Here is a 15319-nt window from a genome sequence, read left to right on the forward strand (position 1 = left end):
GACCGTCTGTGTTGCGCTGGTCCGCCTCGTGGGTAGGCACGGCGGACGTCGCTTCTTCGATTTCGACGCATCATAGGATGCGCGCGCCGCGCGGCAAGCCATTGTGCATCGCACTTTCGTGGCAGGCGCAGGCCGTAAACGCATGAAAGCGGGCCGAAATGCCTTCGAACCGTCTCATCCGATGGTCGAATCGACTTTTGGACCGGCTTTTTGCCGATCGGAGGCTAGACCGTGCTGATTATTCTCGGAACCGCAGCGCCATCCCGGGCTTGACCCGGGATCCATCGAAAGGCTCAGGAACTCTACGATGGATCCCGGATCGGCGCTGCTGTGCAGCCTGTCCGGGATGACACCTTGTTTTCGCTCCGCTGGACATCAGCAGGCTCTAAAGCCCGCCCATCTTGCAGACGATGTTCCATTCCTCGTCGCTCACCGGCTGGACCGAGAGGCGGAAGGAGGTGACCAGCGACATCTTGGCAAGCTTCGGTTCGGCCTTGACGGCGACGAGCGTGACCGGCTTCGGCAGGGGCTTCACCGCCTTGAAATCGACGAGGACCCAGGGCTCGCCCGGAATCCAGTTATAGGCTTCCTTGATGACCTCGACGATGCCGACGACCTCCAGCCCCTCGTTCGAATGGTAGAAGAAGACCTGGTCGCCCTGCTTCATCGCCATCAGGTTGAGCTTGGCGGTGTGGTTCTTCACCCCGTCCCAATGCGTGCCCTTCGCGCCGGCCTTGACCTGGTCGTCCCAGGACCAGACCGAGGGTTCGGATTTGATCAGCCAGTGAGCCATCAGGCCTCGTCCTCCTTGAGCGGCACCGGCGGCTGCGAGGCCGCCTCGCCCTGTTCGTTCCAGAACCGCACCATCTCGCGGGTCAGCGCGGCGTAATCCTTGGGATCGAGCTCGACGCGGACCTCGCCCTCGCCGAAGGGCAGGATCAGCACGAAGCGGTGCGTGCCCTCGGCCCGGCGCTTGCGATGCTGGATCACCGGGCTCGCGATGCGGCCGGCCAGCGGCACCGGGCCGCTCTCGGCGACGAGCTCGGAGCCCGTCGTCTTCTTGACCTCGGCAAGGCCGCGCGCGACGCGTTTCGTCAGGTCGGACCAGTCTCCCGCCATGCTCTCCTCCCTCACTCCGCCCGGATCGGCCGCGCCAGCAGGGCCGCGACCGCATCGCGCACGCCGATATGACCTGCGATGATCGCGGCCACGGCCGCAGCGATCGGGGTCTCGACCGCCTTCGCCCGCGCCATTTCTGCGAGGACCGGGGCGGTGAAGGCTCCCTCGGCCAGTTTGCCGCCGGCCGCCTCGGCCGGGCTCTTGCCCTCGCCCAACGCCAGTCCATAGGCGAAATTGCGCGATTGCGGCGAGGCGCAACTCAGCACCACGTCTCCGAGGCCCGAAAGACCCATCAGCGTTTCCGGATCGGCGCCATAGGCCTCGCCGAAGCGGCGCAATTCGGCGAAGCCGCGCGCCACCAGCGCAGCGCGGGCGCTCTCGCCAAGCCCGAGCCCGACCGTGATGCCGGCCGCGATGGCGAGCACGTTCTTGGCGGCGCCGCCGATCTCGACGCCGCGCGTATCGGCGGAGTGATAGATGCGGAAGGCGGGCGAGCTCAGGGCTTCGGCCAGTGCCTGCGCCAGGTCGGGATCGCCGGCTGCGAGTGTCACCGCCGTCGGCAGCCCGCGCCCGATATCGTCGGCGAAGCTCGGGCCGGAGAGGATCGCGGCGGTGGCGCCCGGCCAGGCCTGCTCGATGATCTCGGTCACGAAGCGGCCGCTTGCCTGCTCGATGCCCTTGGCGGCCGAGATGACCGGCACGCGCGGCGGCAGGGCTTCGGCCAGATTTCGGCAGGCTGACCGCAACGCCTGCGTCGGCACGGCGATGATCAGGGTATCGCAATCGGCGAGGGCGCCAAGCGAGCTTGTCGCGCGGATGCTTTCGGGCAGGTGGATGCCGGGGAGGCGCGGCGCCCGTCGCGTCTGTTCGATGGCCGCGATGGTCTGGGCATCGCGCGCCCAGAGCTGCACATCGCGTCCGGCGCGAGCGGCGGCCAGCGCCAGCGCGGTTCCGTAGGCGCCGGCGCCGACGACGCCTACGCTGCGATAGGCGGCGGGCCGGCTCATGCGGCAGTCGAGGGCGTGACCGAGAGCGTGTCCAGCGGCCAGCGCGGGCGAGCAACGGCGCTCATGTCGTCGACGAGGCCGAGCCTGAGCCGCTCCAGCCCGGCCCAGGCGATCATCGCGCCATTGTCGCCACAGAGCGCCAGCGGCGGCGCGACCATCGGCAGGCCGGCTTCGGTCGCGAGGCGGTTGAGCCCGCTGCGGATCGCCTGGTTGGCGGCGACGCCGCCGGCAACGACCAGGGTCGTGGGCGTGATGCCGGCCTCACGGCAGGCGCGTAAGCCCGCACGGGTGCGGTCGACCATCACGTCGACGATCGCGGCCTGGAAGGAGGCGCAGAGATCGGCGACGTCATTGTCCGAAAGCGGCGCGATCCGCTCGGCAACGAGGCGCACGGCGGTCTTGAGGCCGGAGAGCGAAAAATCCGGGCTTGGCCTTCCCTGCAGTGGGCGCGGAAAATCGAAGCGCTCGGGATCGCCTTTCGCGGCCTCGCGCTCGACCGAGGGGCCGCCGGGATAGGGCAGGGCCAGCATCTTGGCGATCTTGTCGAAGGCCTCGCCGACCGCATCGTCGATCGTGCTGCCGAGCTTGAGATAGTCGCCGACGCCGCGCACGGCGAGCAATTGCGTATGCCCGCCGGAGACGAGCAGCAGAAGATAGGGGAAGGCGAGGTCGTCGGTCAGGCGGGCGGTCAGCGCATGCGCCTCGAGGTGGTTGATCGCGATGAAGGGCTTGCCGGTGGCGAGCGCGATCGCCTTGCCGGCGGTGAGGCCGACCATGACGCCGCCGACGAGGCCGGGGCCGGCTGCCGCCGCGACGGCATCGATATCGCCGGGCTTCAGATCGGCATTGGCGAAGGCGCGGGCGATGATGCGGTCGATCGCCTCGACATGGGCACGCGCCGCGATCTCTGGCACGACGCCGCCATAGGCGGCATGTGCGGCGATCTGGCTCAGCACCTCGTTCGACAGGATCTTGCTCTCGCCGGAGCGCTCGACGGAGACGATCGAGGCCGCCGTTTCGTCGCAGGTCGTCTCGATCCCAAGGACACGCATGATCGCTCGATTAACCTCGTGGAACGGAAGAACGGGATGAAGGCCTGTGTCCGGCAGTTCCTCGCCGGCAATTCCTTCGTATAGTGCGGGGCAGGATGCAAGGCCAAGGGCCGCGGGTTGCTGCCTTTGCGCCAGAGACAAAATGGGAGACGGCATGCACGGCATCATTGTTCCGCCTCAATGCAGCCCGAACGCGGAATGCTGCATCGTTCGCGGATCGTCCGGTGCTCGTTGCCTGTCTCGTCAGGAGCTGTGAATGCGCGTCTTCGTCTTTCGTCCCCGTCCTGATGCCGAGCGGACGGCACGCGCCATCGCCGAGCACGGCTTCGAGCCGGTCGTCGCTCCGCTCTTCGAGGTGATCCGCCTGACGGACGCTGCGCCCGAGGGCGCGTTCGACGCGCTCGTGCTGACCAGTGGCAACGGCGTGCCGGCGCTGGCCGATGGGCCTGCGGCCTGGCGAGACCTGCCGATCTTCACCGTGGGGAGCCGCACGGCCGCAAAGGTGCGCGAGGCCGGGCTGGAGGATACCCGCAGTGCCAACGGCGACCGCAACGACCTGATCGAACTGATCAAGCGGACGCTGCCGGCGCCCGCGAAGCTCTTGATGATCGTCGGGCGCGACCGCAAGGAGGACATGCCGGACCGCCTGCGCGAGGCCGGCTATGAGGTCACGCTCTGGACCGCCTATGCAGCGGAGCCGGTTTCGGTCCTGCCGGAGGATACGCAGGCCGCGCTGCGGCATGGCGCCGGTGGCGCCGCGCTGCATTATTCGGCGCGTGGGGCGCGGACCTTCATCACGCTGGCACAGGCGGCCGGCGTCGCCGACGAGGCGCTCGAACTCACCCATGTCGCGCTCTCTGCCGATGTCGCCTCGCCGCTCATCGCGGCCGGCGCCAGCACGGTGCTGGTGGCGGAGCACCCGGAGGAGGCGGGGATGCTCGCGGCGCTGGAGCAGGTCTCGGCGCGCGAGCGGCTCACCGACCCGGCCCGGCCGCAGCCACGCGGCAGCCTGCAACGCACGCCGCCGACCGTCGAGCTGAAGGCCGTGCCCATGCCGGAAGCCGTCGGTGAAGCGGGAGGCGAAAAGCCTTCGCCCGAAGCGGTTGCGCCGACCGAAGCGCTGCCGAAGGAATTCGCGCCGCCGCCTGTCGAGGCGCGTGCGCCGGCCGAGCGCGAAGCGCCGGCTCGCACGCCTTGGTTCGCGGTCGCCGCGGCGGCCCTCGCTGGTGGCGTGATCGGCGGTGCGCTCGTGTCCTACGTTCTGCCCAAGCCTGCCTCTTCGGGAAGCAGCGAGGCGATTGTGGAGTTGCGCAGCCGGCTGGAGGCTGCGCAGGCCAGTGCGGCTGCCGCCGACCGCAAGGCGGTCGCTGCATCGGAAGCGGCGGCGAAGGCCGGCTCCGCGCTTCAGGCGGTGACGGCGAAGCTTGCTTCGCTCGGTAACGCGCAGGCGCCGGATACGAGCGCGCTGAGCGCCCAGGCTCAGCGCGCGGAAGCGGCGGCCGCGTCCGTCGGCCAGCGCCTCGACCAGGTCGCGGGGCGGCTCGGCAATGTCGAGACGCAGGCGAAGGCTGCGGCAGGCGCCAGTCCCGAAGCAATGGCGGCAGCGCGGATCGTGCTCGCGGAGCGGGTGCAGCGTGCGCTTGCCGGCGGGCGGCCCTTCGCCGGCGATATCGCAGCTCTGACGAAAAGCGGCGTGGCACAGGCGGATGTCGCCGCCCTGGCGGCCGTCTCCGCTGGTGGCGCGCCGACGCGCGATATGCTGCAGGCGGGCTTCCGCAAGCATGGCGCGATGTTCCAGCGCGAGGTGATGCCGGCTTCCGACAGCTGGAGCGACAAGCTGCTCGCCTTGACGAGCCGCGTCGTCACCGTCCGCCCGGTCGGCGACAGCGGTTCGACCGACCCCGCGACGCTGCCGATCCGGCTGGAAAGCGCCATCGCTGCCGGGGATATCGTCAAGGCTGCGGCCCTGTGGGCTCAGTTGCCTGAGCCGGCGCGCCGTGCCAGTGCGGAATTCGGCGCCGATCTGCAGAAGCGTGCCGCAGCGGATGCGGCGATCGCCAAAATCGCGCAGGATGCGGTTGCGGCGCTCGGCGTGGCCGGCTGACGGAGGGTTGAGAGGTCCATGGTTCGCGTTCTCGTCTACCTCGCCGTCTTCGCCTGCCTTGCCTTTGGCGCCGTCTGGCTCGCCGACCGGCCGGGCGAAGTCTCCGTGCTCTGGCAGGGCTACCGGATCGAGACCAGCGTGGCGCTGGCGGCGATCGGCGTCGTCGCGCTCGCCTTCCTCGTCCTGCTGGTCTGGGCGATCTTTCGCTTCGTCTTCGGCTTGCCCTCCGCCTTCAGCCTGTCGTCGCGGGCGCGGCGCCGGGCGCGTGGCTTCGAGGCCGTGTCGCGCGGCATGGTCGCGATCGGTGCGGGTGATCCCGTTGCTGCCGGGCGCTATACCGGCGAGGCCCGTCGCTTCGTTCCGAACGAGCCGCTGACCCTGCTGCTGGAAGCGCAGACCGCGCAATTGAGCGGCGACCGGGCGCAGGCCGAGGCCGCCTTCAAGGCGATGCTGGAGAAATCCGAGACGCGGGTGCTGGGCCTGCGCGGGCTCTTCGTCGAGGCCAAGCGGCGCGGGGATGCCGTTGCCGCGCGTGCCTTTGCCGACGATGCGGTACGCCGCTCGCCTTCGCTGGCCTGGGCCAATGACGCCCTGCTCGATTTTCACACGCAGGCCGGCGACTGGCAGGCGGCGCGCACGGCCGTCGAGCGCCGTGCCGCGCTCAGGCTCGCCGACAAGGCCGAGGCACGCCGCCAGCGCGCGGTGCTGCTGGCCGCCGAGGCCCTGCAGGCGCGCGACAATGAACCCGAGAAGGCGCTCGCTGCCGCGCTCGAAGCAGCGAAGCTTTCGCCAGCGCTGACGCCGGCCGCTGCTCTGGCTGGCCGGATGCTCGCCGAGCGCGGCGATGTCCGCAAGGCGTCGAAGCTGCTGGAAGCCGCCTGGAAGGATGCGCCGCATCCCGACATCGCCGCGGCCTATCTCGATGCGCGGCCAGGTGACAGCGCGCTCGATCGCCTCAACCGCGCGGTCACGCTGACGAAGCTGCGTCCCTCCGATCCGGAAAGCGTCCTGGCGCTGGCTGGAGCCGCGATCCAGGCGCGCGAATTCCAGAAGGCGCGCGAGACGCTGAAACCGCTTTTGGCGGGCGGAGCCTCGGTGCGGGCCTGCCTGCTGATGGCGGAGCTGGAGGATGCCGAACACGGCGCTGCGGGCCGGGTGCGCGAATGGCTGGCACGGGCGACGCGGGCGCCGCGCGATGCCGCCTGGGTCGCCGACGGGCTGGTTTCCGATCACTGGATGCCGGTCTCGCCGATCACCGGCCGGCTCGATGCCTTCGTCTGGACCGTGCCGCCGGCGACGCTCGGCAGCAAGGCGCAGGCCGCCGACGACGTGCTCGCCGATCTCGATGATTCAACCAAGCTGATCGAGGTCAAGGCCGAGAGCGTCACGACGATCGAGCCCGCGGCTGTTGCGCCGCCACCTCCTCCGCCGCCTCCGCCCGCACCGAAGGAAGAGCCCAAGCCGGAGCCGGTCGCCGCTGCCGCGCCGTCGGTTCCGAAGGAGGAACCGAAGCCGGCTGCCGAGCCGAAGCCGGTGGAGGCGGTCGTCGAGCCCGCGAAACCCGCTGAACCGAAGCCTGCCGAGGCCAAGCCGGTCGAAAGCAAGCCCACACAGCGCGAGGCGGCATCGCCCAAGCCGGTGATCTTCCCGGTCTCGCATGCGCCGGACGATCCGGGACCGGAGGAGGAGCCGCCGCCGGAACCGAAGAAGGGCGGCTTCAGGCTGTTCGGCTGACGACTGTCGCTTCTTCCGCCCTCCATAGTCATCCCGGGCGACCGTAGGGAGACCCGGGATCCATTCCGGAACATGTCTTGGTGAGGCTCCGGAATGGATCCCGGATCTTCGCTTCGCTCCGTCCGGGATGACGGTGGAGGTTTGGTCTCGAACTGCGGAAAAGGCGTGCGGCCGAGGCGCTTGCGCCTTATAGCGGCGCGATGACATCCATTCTCGATCCGAATGCCACCGTCACCCTGACGGTCGGCCCCGAGCAGGCCGGCCAGCGCCTGGACAAGGCGCTCGCCCTGCTTGCCGGCGAGATTTCGCGCGCGCGCTTGCAGCAGGTCATCAAGGAGGGTGGGGTCAGCCTCAACGGCGCCGTCTTCAGCGATGGCAGCCGCAAGGTGGTCGAGGGCGATACGATCGCCCTGGTTATGCCGGCGGCGAAGCCGGCCGATCCCGTTGGGCAGGATATTCCGCTCGACGTCGTCTACGAGGACGAGCACCTGATCGTGATCGACAAGCCGGCGGGGCTCGTCGTCCATCCGGCCGGCGGGCATGAGGACGGCACGCTGGTCAACGCCCTGATCGCCCATTGTGGGGAGAGCCTGTCCGGCATCGGCGGAGTCAGGCGGCCGGGCATCGTGCACCGGCTCGACAAGGATACGAGCGGCCTGCTCGTCGTCGCCAAGAACGACCGTGCGCATCAGAAGCTCGCCAAGCAATTCGCCGACCATGGCCGCACCGGGCCGCTGCAGCGCGCCTATCTCGCGATCGCCTGGGGCGTGCCGCGCCTGCGCGAAGGCACGATCGATGCGCCGATCGAGCGCTCGACCCGCAACCGCGAGAAGATGACCGTGGTGAAGGAAGGGCGCGGGCGCGAGGCGATCACCCATATCGAATTGCTCGAACGCTATCCGCCCTTGCTGAAGGGCCTCGACGAGACCGAGCCGCTGGCGAGCCTGATCGAGTGCCGCCTCGAAACCGGGCGGACACACCAGATTCGCGTGCATATGAGCCATATCGGCCATCCCTTGCTGGGCGACCAGCTCTATGGCTCGGGTTTCGCTACCAAGGCGGTGCGTTTGCCGACGGATGCGCAAGCTGCGCTGGCCGCGCTCGGGCGGCAGGCATTGCATGCCGCGATCCTCGGCTTCGAGCATCCGGCGACCGGCGAGGAGATGCTGTTCGAATCCGAGCCGCCCGAGGACTTTGCGAATCTGCAAGCAGCTCTCGCGCGGCTGTGAGCGAAACCGGCGGTTTTGCCACCTTTCCGCCAGAGTGAGTTCGCATATACTGGGGTTGTTCGGATGCGGATGGCCAAGGGGGCGCCGCAAGCGAACGTTCCGACCGAACCGATGACAGGTTCCCGCGTTGGATCGTTTTGCCGGGTCCGAAGCCTGCGCGAAGGTTGATCGCGCGGAGGGCCTGCCGCCAAGCGGGGGCCTCGATGAGGAGAACGAGCATGGCGAGTGCTTCGCTGCCCGTCCTGTCCGCCGAAGGCGGACTGTCACGTTATCTCGATGAAATCCGCAAGTTCCCGATGCTGGAACCGAGCGAGGAATACATGCTGGCCAAGCGCTGGCGCGAGCATGGCGACCGCGACGCGGCGCATAAGCTCGTCACCTCGCATCTGCGCCTCGTCGCCAAGATCGCCATGGGCTATCGCGGCTACGGCCTGCCGATCGGCGAAGTCGTGTCGGAAGGCAATGTCGGCCTGATGCAGGCGGTGAAGCGCTTCGAGCCCGAGAAGGGCTTTCGGCTGGCCACCTATGCGATGTGGTGGATCAAGGCCTCGATCCAGGAATACATCCTGCGCTCGTGGTCGCTGGTGAAGATGGGCACCACCGCCAACCAGAAGAAGCTGTTCTTCAACCTGCGCAAGGCCAAGAGCAAGATCTCGGCGCTGGGCGAGGGCGATCTGCGCCCCGATCAGGTCCAGCAGATTGCGACCAAGCTCGGCGTCAACGAGCAGGACGTGGTCGACATGAATCGCCGCCTTGGCGGTGACGCGTCGCTCAACACGCCGCTGCGCGAGGATGGCGAGGGCGAGTGGCAGGACTGGCTGGTCGACGATTCGGAAAGCCAGGAGCGCCGCCTCGCCGATTCCGAGGAGGCGGATAACCGCCACTCGGCGCTGCGCGAGGCGCTGGAGGTGCTCAATCCGCGCGAGCGCCGCATCTTCGAGGCGCGCCGTCTCGCCGAGGATCCGATCACGCTGGAGCAGCTCTCCGAGGAGTTCGGCGTGTCGCGCGAGCGCGTGCGCCAGATCGAGGTCCGCGCCTTCGAGAAGGTGCAGGAGGCCGTGAAGAAGGCGATCACCCGGATCGAGGCGCCGCGCGCTGCGCTGCCGGCGGCGTGAGTTCGATCTCAGGTTCCAACACAGTTAAGGGGCGCCTCGCGGCGCCCCTTTTTCATAAGGGCGTCATTCTCGGGCGGCGCGGAGCGTTGACCCGAGAAACTCATGCCGGAAGAGGCACCAGCGCCTTCGTGTCCAGAGATGCTCGGGGCAAGCCCGAGCATGACGGCCTGCAAATGCCTCAATACAACGGCGGCAGCGGCTGGAGCGGCAGGCGGAAGGGGCCGATGAAGACCCGGCCCTCGCGCAGCGAGACCGGCGGCAGTGTCGTCAGGCCAGATGTCGCGGCGCCGTTGCCGCCACGGCCGCCGAGGAGGCCGCCAAGGCCGCCCAGGAGGTTGCCGATGCGCAGGCCGCCGATCTGCTCGATGCCGGCGGCTGCCAGCTGGAGATCGCCGGCGACGCGGTGCAGCGGGTCGAGCTGCAACTGGCCGCTGCCATCGACACGAGCCCTGCCCTTGGTCGAGACGACGCGGGTCAGCTCGAGGGTGCCGTTGGCGGTCCGCCAGCTTTCGAGGGCGTCGGGATTGAAGCCCTTCCGGAAGCTCTCGGCCTGGGTGAGCGTCGCCTGCAGGTCGATCTCACCGGCTTCCGTGTTGCCGAGCAGGGCATCGATCGGCGGCAGGAGGGTGCCCTTGGCGGTGATTGCGATGTCCACCGCCTGATCGGTGGCGGGGCGCGTCGGATTGCGGCGCAGGTGCGCTTCGAGCGTGGCAGCGCCCCAGGTCTCGCTGGCGAGGCCGGGTACGGTCAGAACGCCGCGCGGCTCGCTGGCGACGAGCGCGAAGCGCTCCGGGCTGCGCCAGGCGAGGCTGGCATCGAGATTCTTCCAGGTGAGATCGAGCACGCGGCCTTCGGGCAGGGTGACTTTCGCCGGGCTCGATGCCTCGAGGATGACAAGGCCGGGCGAATAGATCTGGCCGACGGCGACGGCAGGCCCGGTCTCGACGCGCACCGCATCGCCCCAGCGGGTCGAGGTCAGGCTTAGCGCGTTGCAGCGCAATTCGATGCGGAAGGGGAAGCCGCCGATGCTGCGATCGGTGCAGGTCCAGGTGCGGCCGCGCTCGACCTCGCGCGCCAGCGCAACGTCGACCTCGGTCGCGATGCGGCCGCGTGCATAGAACCAGAAGGCGGACCAGGCTGCGGCCAGGACGACGAGCAGCACGAAGGGCCCGTAGAGCCAGAAGCGGCTGCGGCGGCGCGTCGGAAGGGGATCGGTCATGCGGCAGGCGTTCCTTGCGCGGAGGCGGGCGGATCGTTAGATCGCCCGGGTTGCTTTCGCGGGCGGTCTATCTCGTTGTCGTGGCACCGGATTTGCTCGAAAGGCGGGTACCGCTTTTCGGTCTGATGCTCAAGCAAGCAGGCCGGCGCGGCCAAATTATGGGACGAGGATGACGACCGAATTCGGCGCAACGGATCTCTGGGTCTTCGGCTACGGCTCGCTGATCTGGCGGCCGGGCTTCGCCTTCGAGGAAAGCGTGCAGGCGCGCCTCCGCGGCTATCATCGTTCGCTCTGCGTGTTCTCGCATGTGCATCGCGGTACGCCGGAGCGGCCGGGGTTAGTGCTCGGGCTGGATCGTGGCGGGGTCTGCCGGGGCCTTGCCTTCCGCGTCGCGGCCGGGCAGGCGCAGGAGACTGTTGATTATCTCCGGGCGCGCGAGCAGGCGACGGCGGTCTATCTCGAGCGCCATGTTCCGTTGAGTCTGGAGGACGGCCGGCAGGTGCGCGGGATCGTCTATGTCGCCGACCGCAAGCACCTGCAATATGCCGGCAAGCTGCCGCCGGAACAGCTGCTCAAGCTCGTGCGCGAAGGCAGGGGCCAGTCCGGCGAGAACCCGGACTATGTGCTGCAGACGCATGAGCATCTGCGCAAGATGGGTATCTTCGATCCCGTTCTGGCCGGGCTGGCGCAGCAGCTGGCGCCGGGGCTGGGTGCGCCCCACCCGCCGCTCGCGGGTTGATCAGCCTTCCGGGTTCGCTTCCGGCATCAGGTCGAGCAGGGCGGCGCGACGGCTCATTCCGTCCTCGGCGAGCAGGTGGACATGGATCTCGCAGGCGCCGGCGGCCAGGACCGCGCGCTGCCAGCGGCCCAATGCCGCCTCGATGCCGAAGGGGCCGGAATCGCGGGCGGCGATGACGCGCCGATCGGCGGAGATCGCGAGCAGGACCGCATCGGTGAAGCTGAGCGCATGCGTGTCGTCGACGGTGAAGACCGAGGCGACATAGCGCCGGCCGGAGCGACCGCGCCAGGCGGTGAAGCGGCGCTCGCTCAGCGCGGCCGTGCTGCGCAGGGGCATTTCGCGGGCGGCCGGCGCCTCGTCGAAGAGATCGGGGGTGTAGCGATAGGCGAGAGCGGCCATGTCCGTTCCTCCTGTGATAGGAACAAAATGGGAACGACATGGGGATAAGTCAAGCGCCGCCGATCGCGAAACCGCATTTCGGCCGAGGTTCTGCTGTCAGGGCCTGTCAGGAGTTGGCGAGCGGGTCCATGCCGCGCGCGGCGAGCTCGGCCCGGCCTTGAGCCAGGAGGTGGTCGCTTGCGGCCTCGATCCGCTCCTGCAGCAGGTGCTGGAACGAGACCTTGTCGAGACCCGGTTCGATCGGCGGCAGGATCACGATGCGGACCGTGCCCGGGCGGCGCAGGAACTTGCGGCGCGGCCAGTAGAGGCCGGTGTTCAGGGCAACCGGGACGCAGGGCACGCCGAGCTCGGCATAGAGATGGGCTGCTCCGAATTTGTAGGCGGGCGGGGCCCCTGGCGCGCGGCGGGTGCCTTCAGGGAAGATCAGGAGCTGGCGGCCGTTCTGGCCGAGCTCGATCTTGGCGCGGCGCGTGACATGGGAGAGCGCGCGGGCCCGCGCGCCGCGGTTGACGGGAATCATCCGCATCTTCGTCAAGGCCCAGCCGAAGACAGGGATCCAGGTCAGTTCGCGCTTCAGGATGAAGACCGGATTCCGGAAGACCGTCACCAGCGCGAAGGTCTCCAGGAAGGACTGGTGCTTGGCACCGACCATCAGGCCTCCCTGCGGGATGTTCTCGATGCCGGTGATCTCGCAGCGCATGCCGGCGACGACGCGCATCAGCCAGAGCGAAGAGCGCGACCAGCCGATCGCGACCGCCAGCAGGACCCGCTTCGGCAAGAGCAGCGAGGGCAGGACCGCGAAGATCAGCCAGAGGATGAGATTGGCATAGAACAGGGTGTTGAAGGCGAGGGAGCGCAGGACGAGCATGCTGCGCAATGAGCCTGAGACGCCCTTCCGGTCAAGCGCTATGGCATCGGATTGATCATCGTTATCGCGTCTGATCGGACGCGCGACGATCGAGCTTGCCGTTCGGCATCAACCTTCGTGGCGATGCTGGCCCAGCAGGCGCGTGCGCTTTTCGGCGGCGGGCCCCAAGGTGTCGGCAGGCTTCGGCGAAACCGGTTTGCGGCCGCCGATGATGACCGAGAGGCGCGAATTTTCCGGATCGCTTTCGACGAAGCTGCGCAGGCGCGCGGCGAGGTATTTCGCATATTCCGGGGCGAGCACCTTGACGACGGACCAGCGGTTCCACCAGCCGGCGGTGTCGATATGGTCGGTCACGACCGGATGGGCGACGAGCTGGACGCCCGGCATCGCGTGCCCGAATTCGGCGAGCGTGCGCGGCATATGGTAGTTCGAGGTCACCACCAGCAGCGAGCGGAAGCCGTGGCGACGCACCCAGCGGCGGGTCTCGATCGCGTTGCCGATGGTGTTGCGGGCGCGATAGTCGAGGTCGACGCAGCAGGAAAGCAGATCGCGCGAAGCCGGGTTCAGCTTGGCGAGTTCCTCGCGGCCGGTCCTCTCGTTGACGCCACTGATCAAAAGCCGTTGTCCGCGCTCGGCGCCAAGCAAGCCGATAGCATCGCCGACACGCTGGGCTCCGCCAGTGACCACAACGATCGCATCGGTGCGCGGCGTGTCCGTGCGTTCGCGCCCGTCGATCATCGCGGCGAAGCGGACATAGCCGATGCCGAAAAGCAGCACGCCGATGCCGACGACGGTCGCCGCCGCCAACCCGAGAATGCGACGCAGCGAGATCGACCGGGCGGGCTTGCCGTCCCGGGGCGCGGAAGCGGAAGGCGCCATCGTGAGATGGTCGTTGGTGCTGCCGATCATGGCCATGACGCTGCCGTCGTAGCGTGCCAATCGGGCATAACGGCGGCACGCCCGCGTCCGGCCTTGCCGCAGGCGTTAAGGCTTTGTTGACGGCGCGCGCTCGTCGGGATGCTCATGCCAGCATCCTCAGGTGGTGGCGGACCGTGAAGCGCGAGACCAGGCCGGCGATCGCCGCCACGACCAGCGCGACGAGGAGGACGGCACCATAGCCCGTCCAGCCGATCTCGAAGGCGCCGAACAGGGCCTGCAACTGCTCCGCCTCGGGCGTCGCGCTCCAGCGCGAAGCGAGGAAGCCGAGCACGCCGATCGTGGCGATCGCGGCGAGGCCTCCAAACAATCCGCCGCGGAGGCCGAGCCGGATGAAGCGGCTCTGGAATTCCCGCGCGATGAAATCGTCGTTGGCCCCGACGAAATGCAGGACCTCGACGCTGTCGCGGCTGCCGGCCATGGCGCCGCGCGTGGCGAAGGCGACGGCGAGAGCCGCCGCGGTCAGGACGAGCAGGACGATGGCGAAGCCCGAGGCGATGATGGTGCCGGCCATGGCGGAGAGGCGCCTGACCCAAAGCCGGTGGTCGTCCAGCGTCGCGGTCGGTACCTCGCGGCGCAGCGCCGCGCCGAAGCCGGCGAGATCGGCGCCGGCATCCGGCCTGAGCTTGAGCACGATCAGGCGCGGCACCGGCAATTCGACGAGATCGAGCCCCGTGCCGAGCCAGGGCTCTAGCAGCTTGTCCGATTCGGCCTTGGGCACGGCACGGACGCTCTCGACCTCCTTCAACCCGCTCGCGAGCATGACGGCGCGCGCCACGTCGTCGTCGATCTTGCGATGCGAGTCGGGGCGGACCTGGATGGTCATCTCGTTGGAGATGGCGCCGCGCCATTGATCGGAGGCGCGCGCGGCGAGGACGGCTGCGCCCGCGCTGAGCGAGGCGAGGAAGGTCAGGATCGCGATCACGGCCATCAGTGCGCGGCCGGCGACATTGTCGACGGGTACGAGCGGTTGGTCCCGGCGGAGATTGGCGGGCAGGCCGCGCTCTGCCCGCCCGGTTTCCCGGTCGCTGACCTCAGGCGTCGACATGCAGGTGTCCGTCGGCGAGCACGAGGCGCGGCGCGTCGTAGATATCCATCAGGTTGAGGTCGTGGGTCGCGATGACCACGGCGGTGCCGAGCGCCTGCAGCTCCATGAACAGCCGCAGCAGGCGCCGGCCCAAGCCGGGGTCGACATTGCCCGTCGGCTCGTCGGCGAGCAGGAGCTCGGGCCGGCTGATCAGGGCGCGGGCGATCGCGGCGCGTTGCTTCTCGCCGCCGGAGAGGACGGGGGGCACGGCATGCATGCGTTCGCCGAGCCCGACCCAGCGCAGCAATTCGACGACCTCGGCGCGGTAGCTCGCCTCCTCCTTGCCGAGGACGCGCAGCGGCAGCGCGACATTCTCATAGACGGTGAGGTGATCGAGCAGGCGGAAATCCTGGAAGACGACGCCCATGCGGCGGCGGAAGGCGGTGAGCGTGTCGGGATCCAGCCGCGAGACGTCCTGGCCGAACAGGTTGACCAGCCCGCGCGTCGGCTTCAACGCCATCAGGATGAGGCGCATCAGCGTCGTCTTGCCGGCGCCGGAGGGGCCGGTGAGGTACTGGAACGAGCGCGGCTCGATGCTGAAGTTGATGTCCTTCAGCACCTCCGGGCCCATGCCGTAACGCAGGCCGACATTCTCGAACCGAACCAAACGGTCTTCCTCGCTGAACCGATCTCTTGCGAATCCGCAGACGATCCTACACCGCAAGCCGGGGGGCGCGGAAAGATCGTGATGCGACCAATCTGCCCCAGCGA

15 protein-coding genes are annotated in these 15319 nt (G+C 68.8%); 5 read left to right on the forward strand and 10 right to left on the reverse strand.

Annotated elements, in window-relative coordinates:
* Positions 1-385 precede the first annotated feature (385 nt).
* From Q0Q02_RS05680 to tsaD, 4 genes are read right to left on the reverse strand one after another with little or no spacing between them, the layout of a single operon-like run.
* Entirely contained in the window at positions 386-793 is a 408-nt protein-coding gene (locus Q0Q02_RS05680; protein ID WP_293807616.1) for an EVE domain-containing protein, read from the reverse strand.
* Entirely contained in the window at positions 793-1119 is a 327-nt protein-coding gene (locus Q0Q02_RS05685; RefSeq protein WP_293807618.1) for a hypothetical protein, read from the reverse strand. The genes Q0Q02_RS05680 and Q0Q02_RS05685 overlap by 1 nt, the downstream gene beginning before the upstream one ends.
* A gap of 11 nt (positions 1120-1130) precedes the next feature.
* A complete protein-coding gene (locus Q0Q02_RS05690; protein ID WP_293807619.1) occupies positions 1131-2126 on the reverse strand; it encodes an NAD(P)H-dependent glycerol-3-phosphate dehydrogenase in 996 nt (331 codons plus the stop codon).
* Positions 2123-3178 (reverse strand): tRNA (adenosine(37)-N6)-threonylcarbamoyltransferase complex transferase subunit TsaD, encoded by a 1056-nt coding sequence (gene tsaD, locus Q0Q02_RS05695; protein ID WP_293807621.1) that lies wholly within the window; start codon positions 3176-3178, stop codon positions 2123-2125. The genes Q0Q02_RS05690 and tsaD overlap by 4 nt, the downstream gene beginning before the upstream one ends.
* A gap of 256 nt (positions 3179-3434) precedes the next feature.
* Between tsaD and Q0Q02_RS05700 the strand changes: the two genes are divergently transcribed.
* From Q0Q02_RS05700 to rpoH, 4 genes are all read left to right on the forward strand, one after another.
* Positions 3435-5282 (forward strand): uroporphyrinogen-III synthase, encoded by a 1848-nt coding sequence (locus Q0Q02_RS05700; RefSeq protein ID WP_293807622.1) that lies wholly within the window; start codon positions 3435-3437, stop codon positions 5280-5282.
* An 18-nt stretch (positions 5283-5300) separates the two neighbouring features.
* Positions 5301-7016 carry a heme biosynthesis HemY N-terminal domain-containing protein gene (locus Q0Q02_RS05705; RefSeq protein ID WP_293807624.1) on the forward strand — a complete coding sequence of 572 codons (1716 nt, stop codon included), beginning with the start codon at positions 5301-5303 and terminating at the stop codon, positions 7014-7016.
* Positions 7017-7216: 200 nt separating this feature from the next.
* Positions 7217-8245: an RluA family pseudouridine synthase gene (locus Q0Q02_RS05710; protein WP_293807626.1), complete on the forward strand. Its 1029-nt coding sequence runs from the start codon at positions 7217-7219 to the stop codon at positions 8243-8245.
* A gap of 218 nt (positions 8246-8463) precedes the next feature.
* Entirely contained in the window at positions 8464-9360 is an 897-nt protein-coding gene (gene rpoH / locus Q0Q02_RS05715) for an RNA polymerase sigma factor RpoH (protein WP_257732662.1), read from the forward strand.
* Between the two features lie 178 nt (positions 9361-9538).
* Here rpoH and Q0Q02_RS05720 read toward each other — a convergent pair whose 3' ends face one another.
* Positions 9539-10579 carry a DUF2125 domain-containing protein gene (locus Q0Q02_RS05720; protein WP_293807628.1) on the reverse strand — a complete coding sequence of 347 codons (1041 nt, stop codon included), beginning with the start codon at positions 10577-10579 and terminating at the stop codon, positions 9539-9541.
* Positions 10580-10748: 169 nt separating this feature from the next.
* Between Q0Q02_RS05720 and Q0Q02_RS05725 the strand changes: the two genes are divergently transcribed.
* On the forward strand, positions 10749-11318 hold the full coding sequence (locus Q0Q02_RS05725; RefSeq protein WP_293807629.1) for a gamma-glutamylcyclotransferase: 570 nt from the start codon (positions 10749-10751) through the stop codon (positions 11316-11318).
* Here the strand turns inward: Q0Q02_RS05725 and Q0Q02_RS05730 are convergent, their stop codons facing one another.
* From Q0Q02_RS05730 to ftsE, 5 genes are all read right to left on the reverse strand, one after another.
* Positions 11319-11717, reverse strand: coding sequence for a hypothetical protein (locus Q0Q02_RS05730; RefSeq protein ID WP_293807631.1), 399 nt, complete (start codon positions 11715-11717; stop codon positions 11319-11321). It abuts the gene before it with no gap.
* A 106-nt stretch (positions 11718-11823) separates the two neighbouring features.
* Positions 11824-12585 carry a lysophospholipid acyltransferase family protein gene (locus Q0Q02_RS05735; RefSeq protein WP_293807633.1) on the reverse strand — a complete coding sequence of 254 codons (762 nt, stop codon included), beginning with the start codon at positions 12583-12585 and terminating at the stop codon, positions 11824-11826.
* Positions 12586-12693: 108 nt separating this feature from the next.
* Positions 12694-13500: a YdcF family protein gene (locus Q0Q02_RS05740; protein WP_293807635.1), complete on the reverse strand. Its 807-nt coding sequence runs from the start codon at positions 13498-13500 to the stop codon at positions 12694-12696.
* 106 nt (positions 13501-13606) lie between these two features.
* Complete coding sequence (locus Q0Q02_RS05745) at positions 13607-14569, reverse strand: ABC transporter permease (protein ID WP_293807637.1); 963 nt, start codon at positions 14567-14569, stop codon at positions 13607-13609.
* Entirely contained in the window at positions 14556-15215 is a 660-nt protein-coding gene (gene ftsE / locus Q0Q02_RS05750) for a cell division ATP-binding protein FtsE (protein ID WP_173043988.1), read from the reverse strand. The genes Q0Q02_RS05745 and ftsE overlap by 14 nt, the downstream gene beginning before the upstream one ends.
* Positions 15216-15319: the final 104 nt, after the last annotated feature.

This window comes from uncultured Allobosea sp. (assembly GCF_945956895.1).
In the GTDB taxonomy this organism is placed as follows: domain Bacteria; phylum Pseudomonadota; class Alphaproteobacteria; order Rhizobiales; family Beijerinckiaceae; genus Allobosea.

Excerpts from the sequence above, each read along its gene's own strand:
- Q0Q02_RS05680 (WP_293807616.1), bottom strand. The coding sequence starts at position 793 with ATGGCTCACTGGCTGATCAAATCCGAACCCTCGGTCTGGTCCTGGGAC.
- Q0Q02_RS05685 (WP_293807618.1), bottom strand. The coding sequence starts at position 1,119 with ATGGCGGGAGACTGGTCCGACCTGACGAAACGCGTCGCGCGCGGCCTT.
- Q0Q02_RS05690 (WP_293807619.1), bottom strand. The coding sequence starts at position 2,126 with ATGAGCCGGCCCGCCGCCTATCGCAGCGTAGGCGTCGTCGGCGCCGGC.
- tsaD (WP_293807621.1), bottom strand. The coding sequence starts at position 3,178 with ATGCGTGTCCTTGGGATCGAGACGACCTGCGACGAAACGGCGGCCTCG.
- Q0Q02_RS05700 (WP_293807622.1), top strand. The coding sequence starts at position 3,435 with ATGCGCGTCTTCGTCTTTCGTCCCCGTCCTGATGCCGAGCGGACGGCA.
- Q0Q02_RS05705 (WP_293807624.1), top strand. The coding sequence starts at position 5,301 with ATGGTTCGCGTTCTCGTCTACCTCGCCGTCTTCGCCTGCCTTGCCTTT.
- Q0Q02_RS05710 (WP_293807626.1), top strand. The coding sequence starts at position 7,217 with ATGACATCCATTCTCGATCCGAATGCCACCGTCACCCTGACGGTCGGC.
- rpoH (WP_257732662.1), top strand. The coding sequence starts at position 8,464 with ATGGCGAGTGCTTCGCTGCCCGTCCTGTCCGCCGAAGGCGGACTGTCA.
- Q0Q02_RS05720 (WP_293807628.1), bottom strand. The coding sequence starts at position 10,579 with ATGACCGATCCCCTTCCGACGCGCCGCCGCAGCCGCTTCTGGCTCTAC.
- Q0Q02_RS05725 (WP_293807629.1), top strand. The coding sequence starts at position 10,749 with ATGACGACCGAATTCGGCGCAACGGATCTCTGGGTCTTCGGCTACGGC.
- Q0Q02_RS05730 (WP_293807631.1), bottom strand. The coding sequence starts at position 11,717 with ATGGCCGCTCTCGCCTATCGCTACACCCCCGATCTCTTCGACGAGGCG.
- Q0Q02_RS05735 (WP_293807633.1), bottom strand. The coding sequence starts at position 12,585 with ATGCTCGTCCTGCGCTCCCTCGCCTTCAACACCCTGTTCTATGCCAAT.
- Q0Q02_RS05740 (WP_293807635.1), bottom strand. The coding sequence starts at position 13,500 with ATGGCCATGATCGGCAGCACCAACGACCATCTCACGATGGCGCCTTCC.
- Q0Q02_RS05745 (WP_293807637.1), bottom strand. The coding sequence starts at position 14,569 with ATGTCGACGCCTGAGGTCAGCGACCGGGAAACCGGGCGGGCAGAGCGC.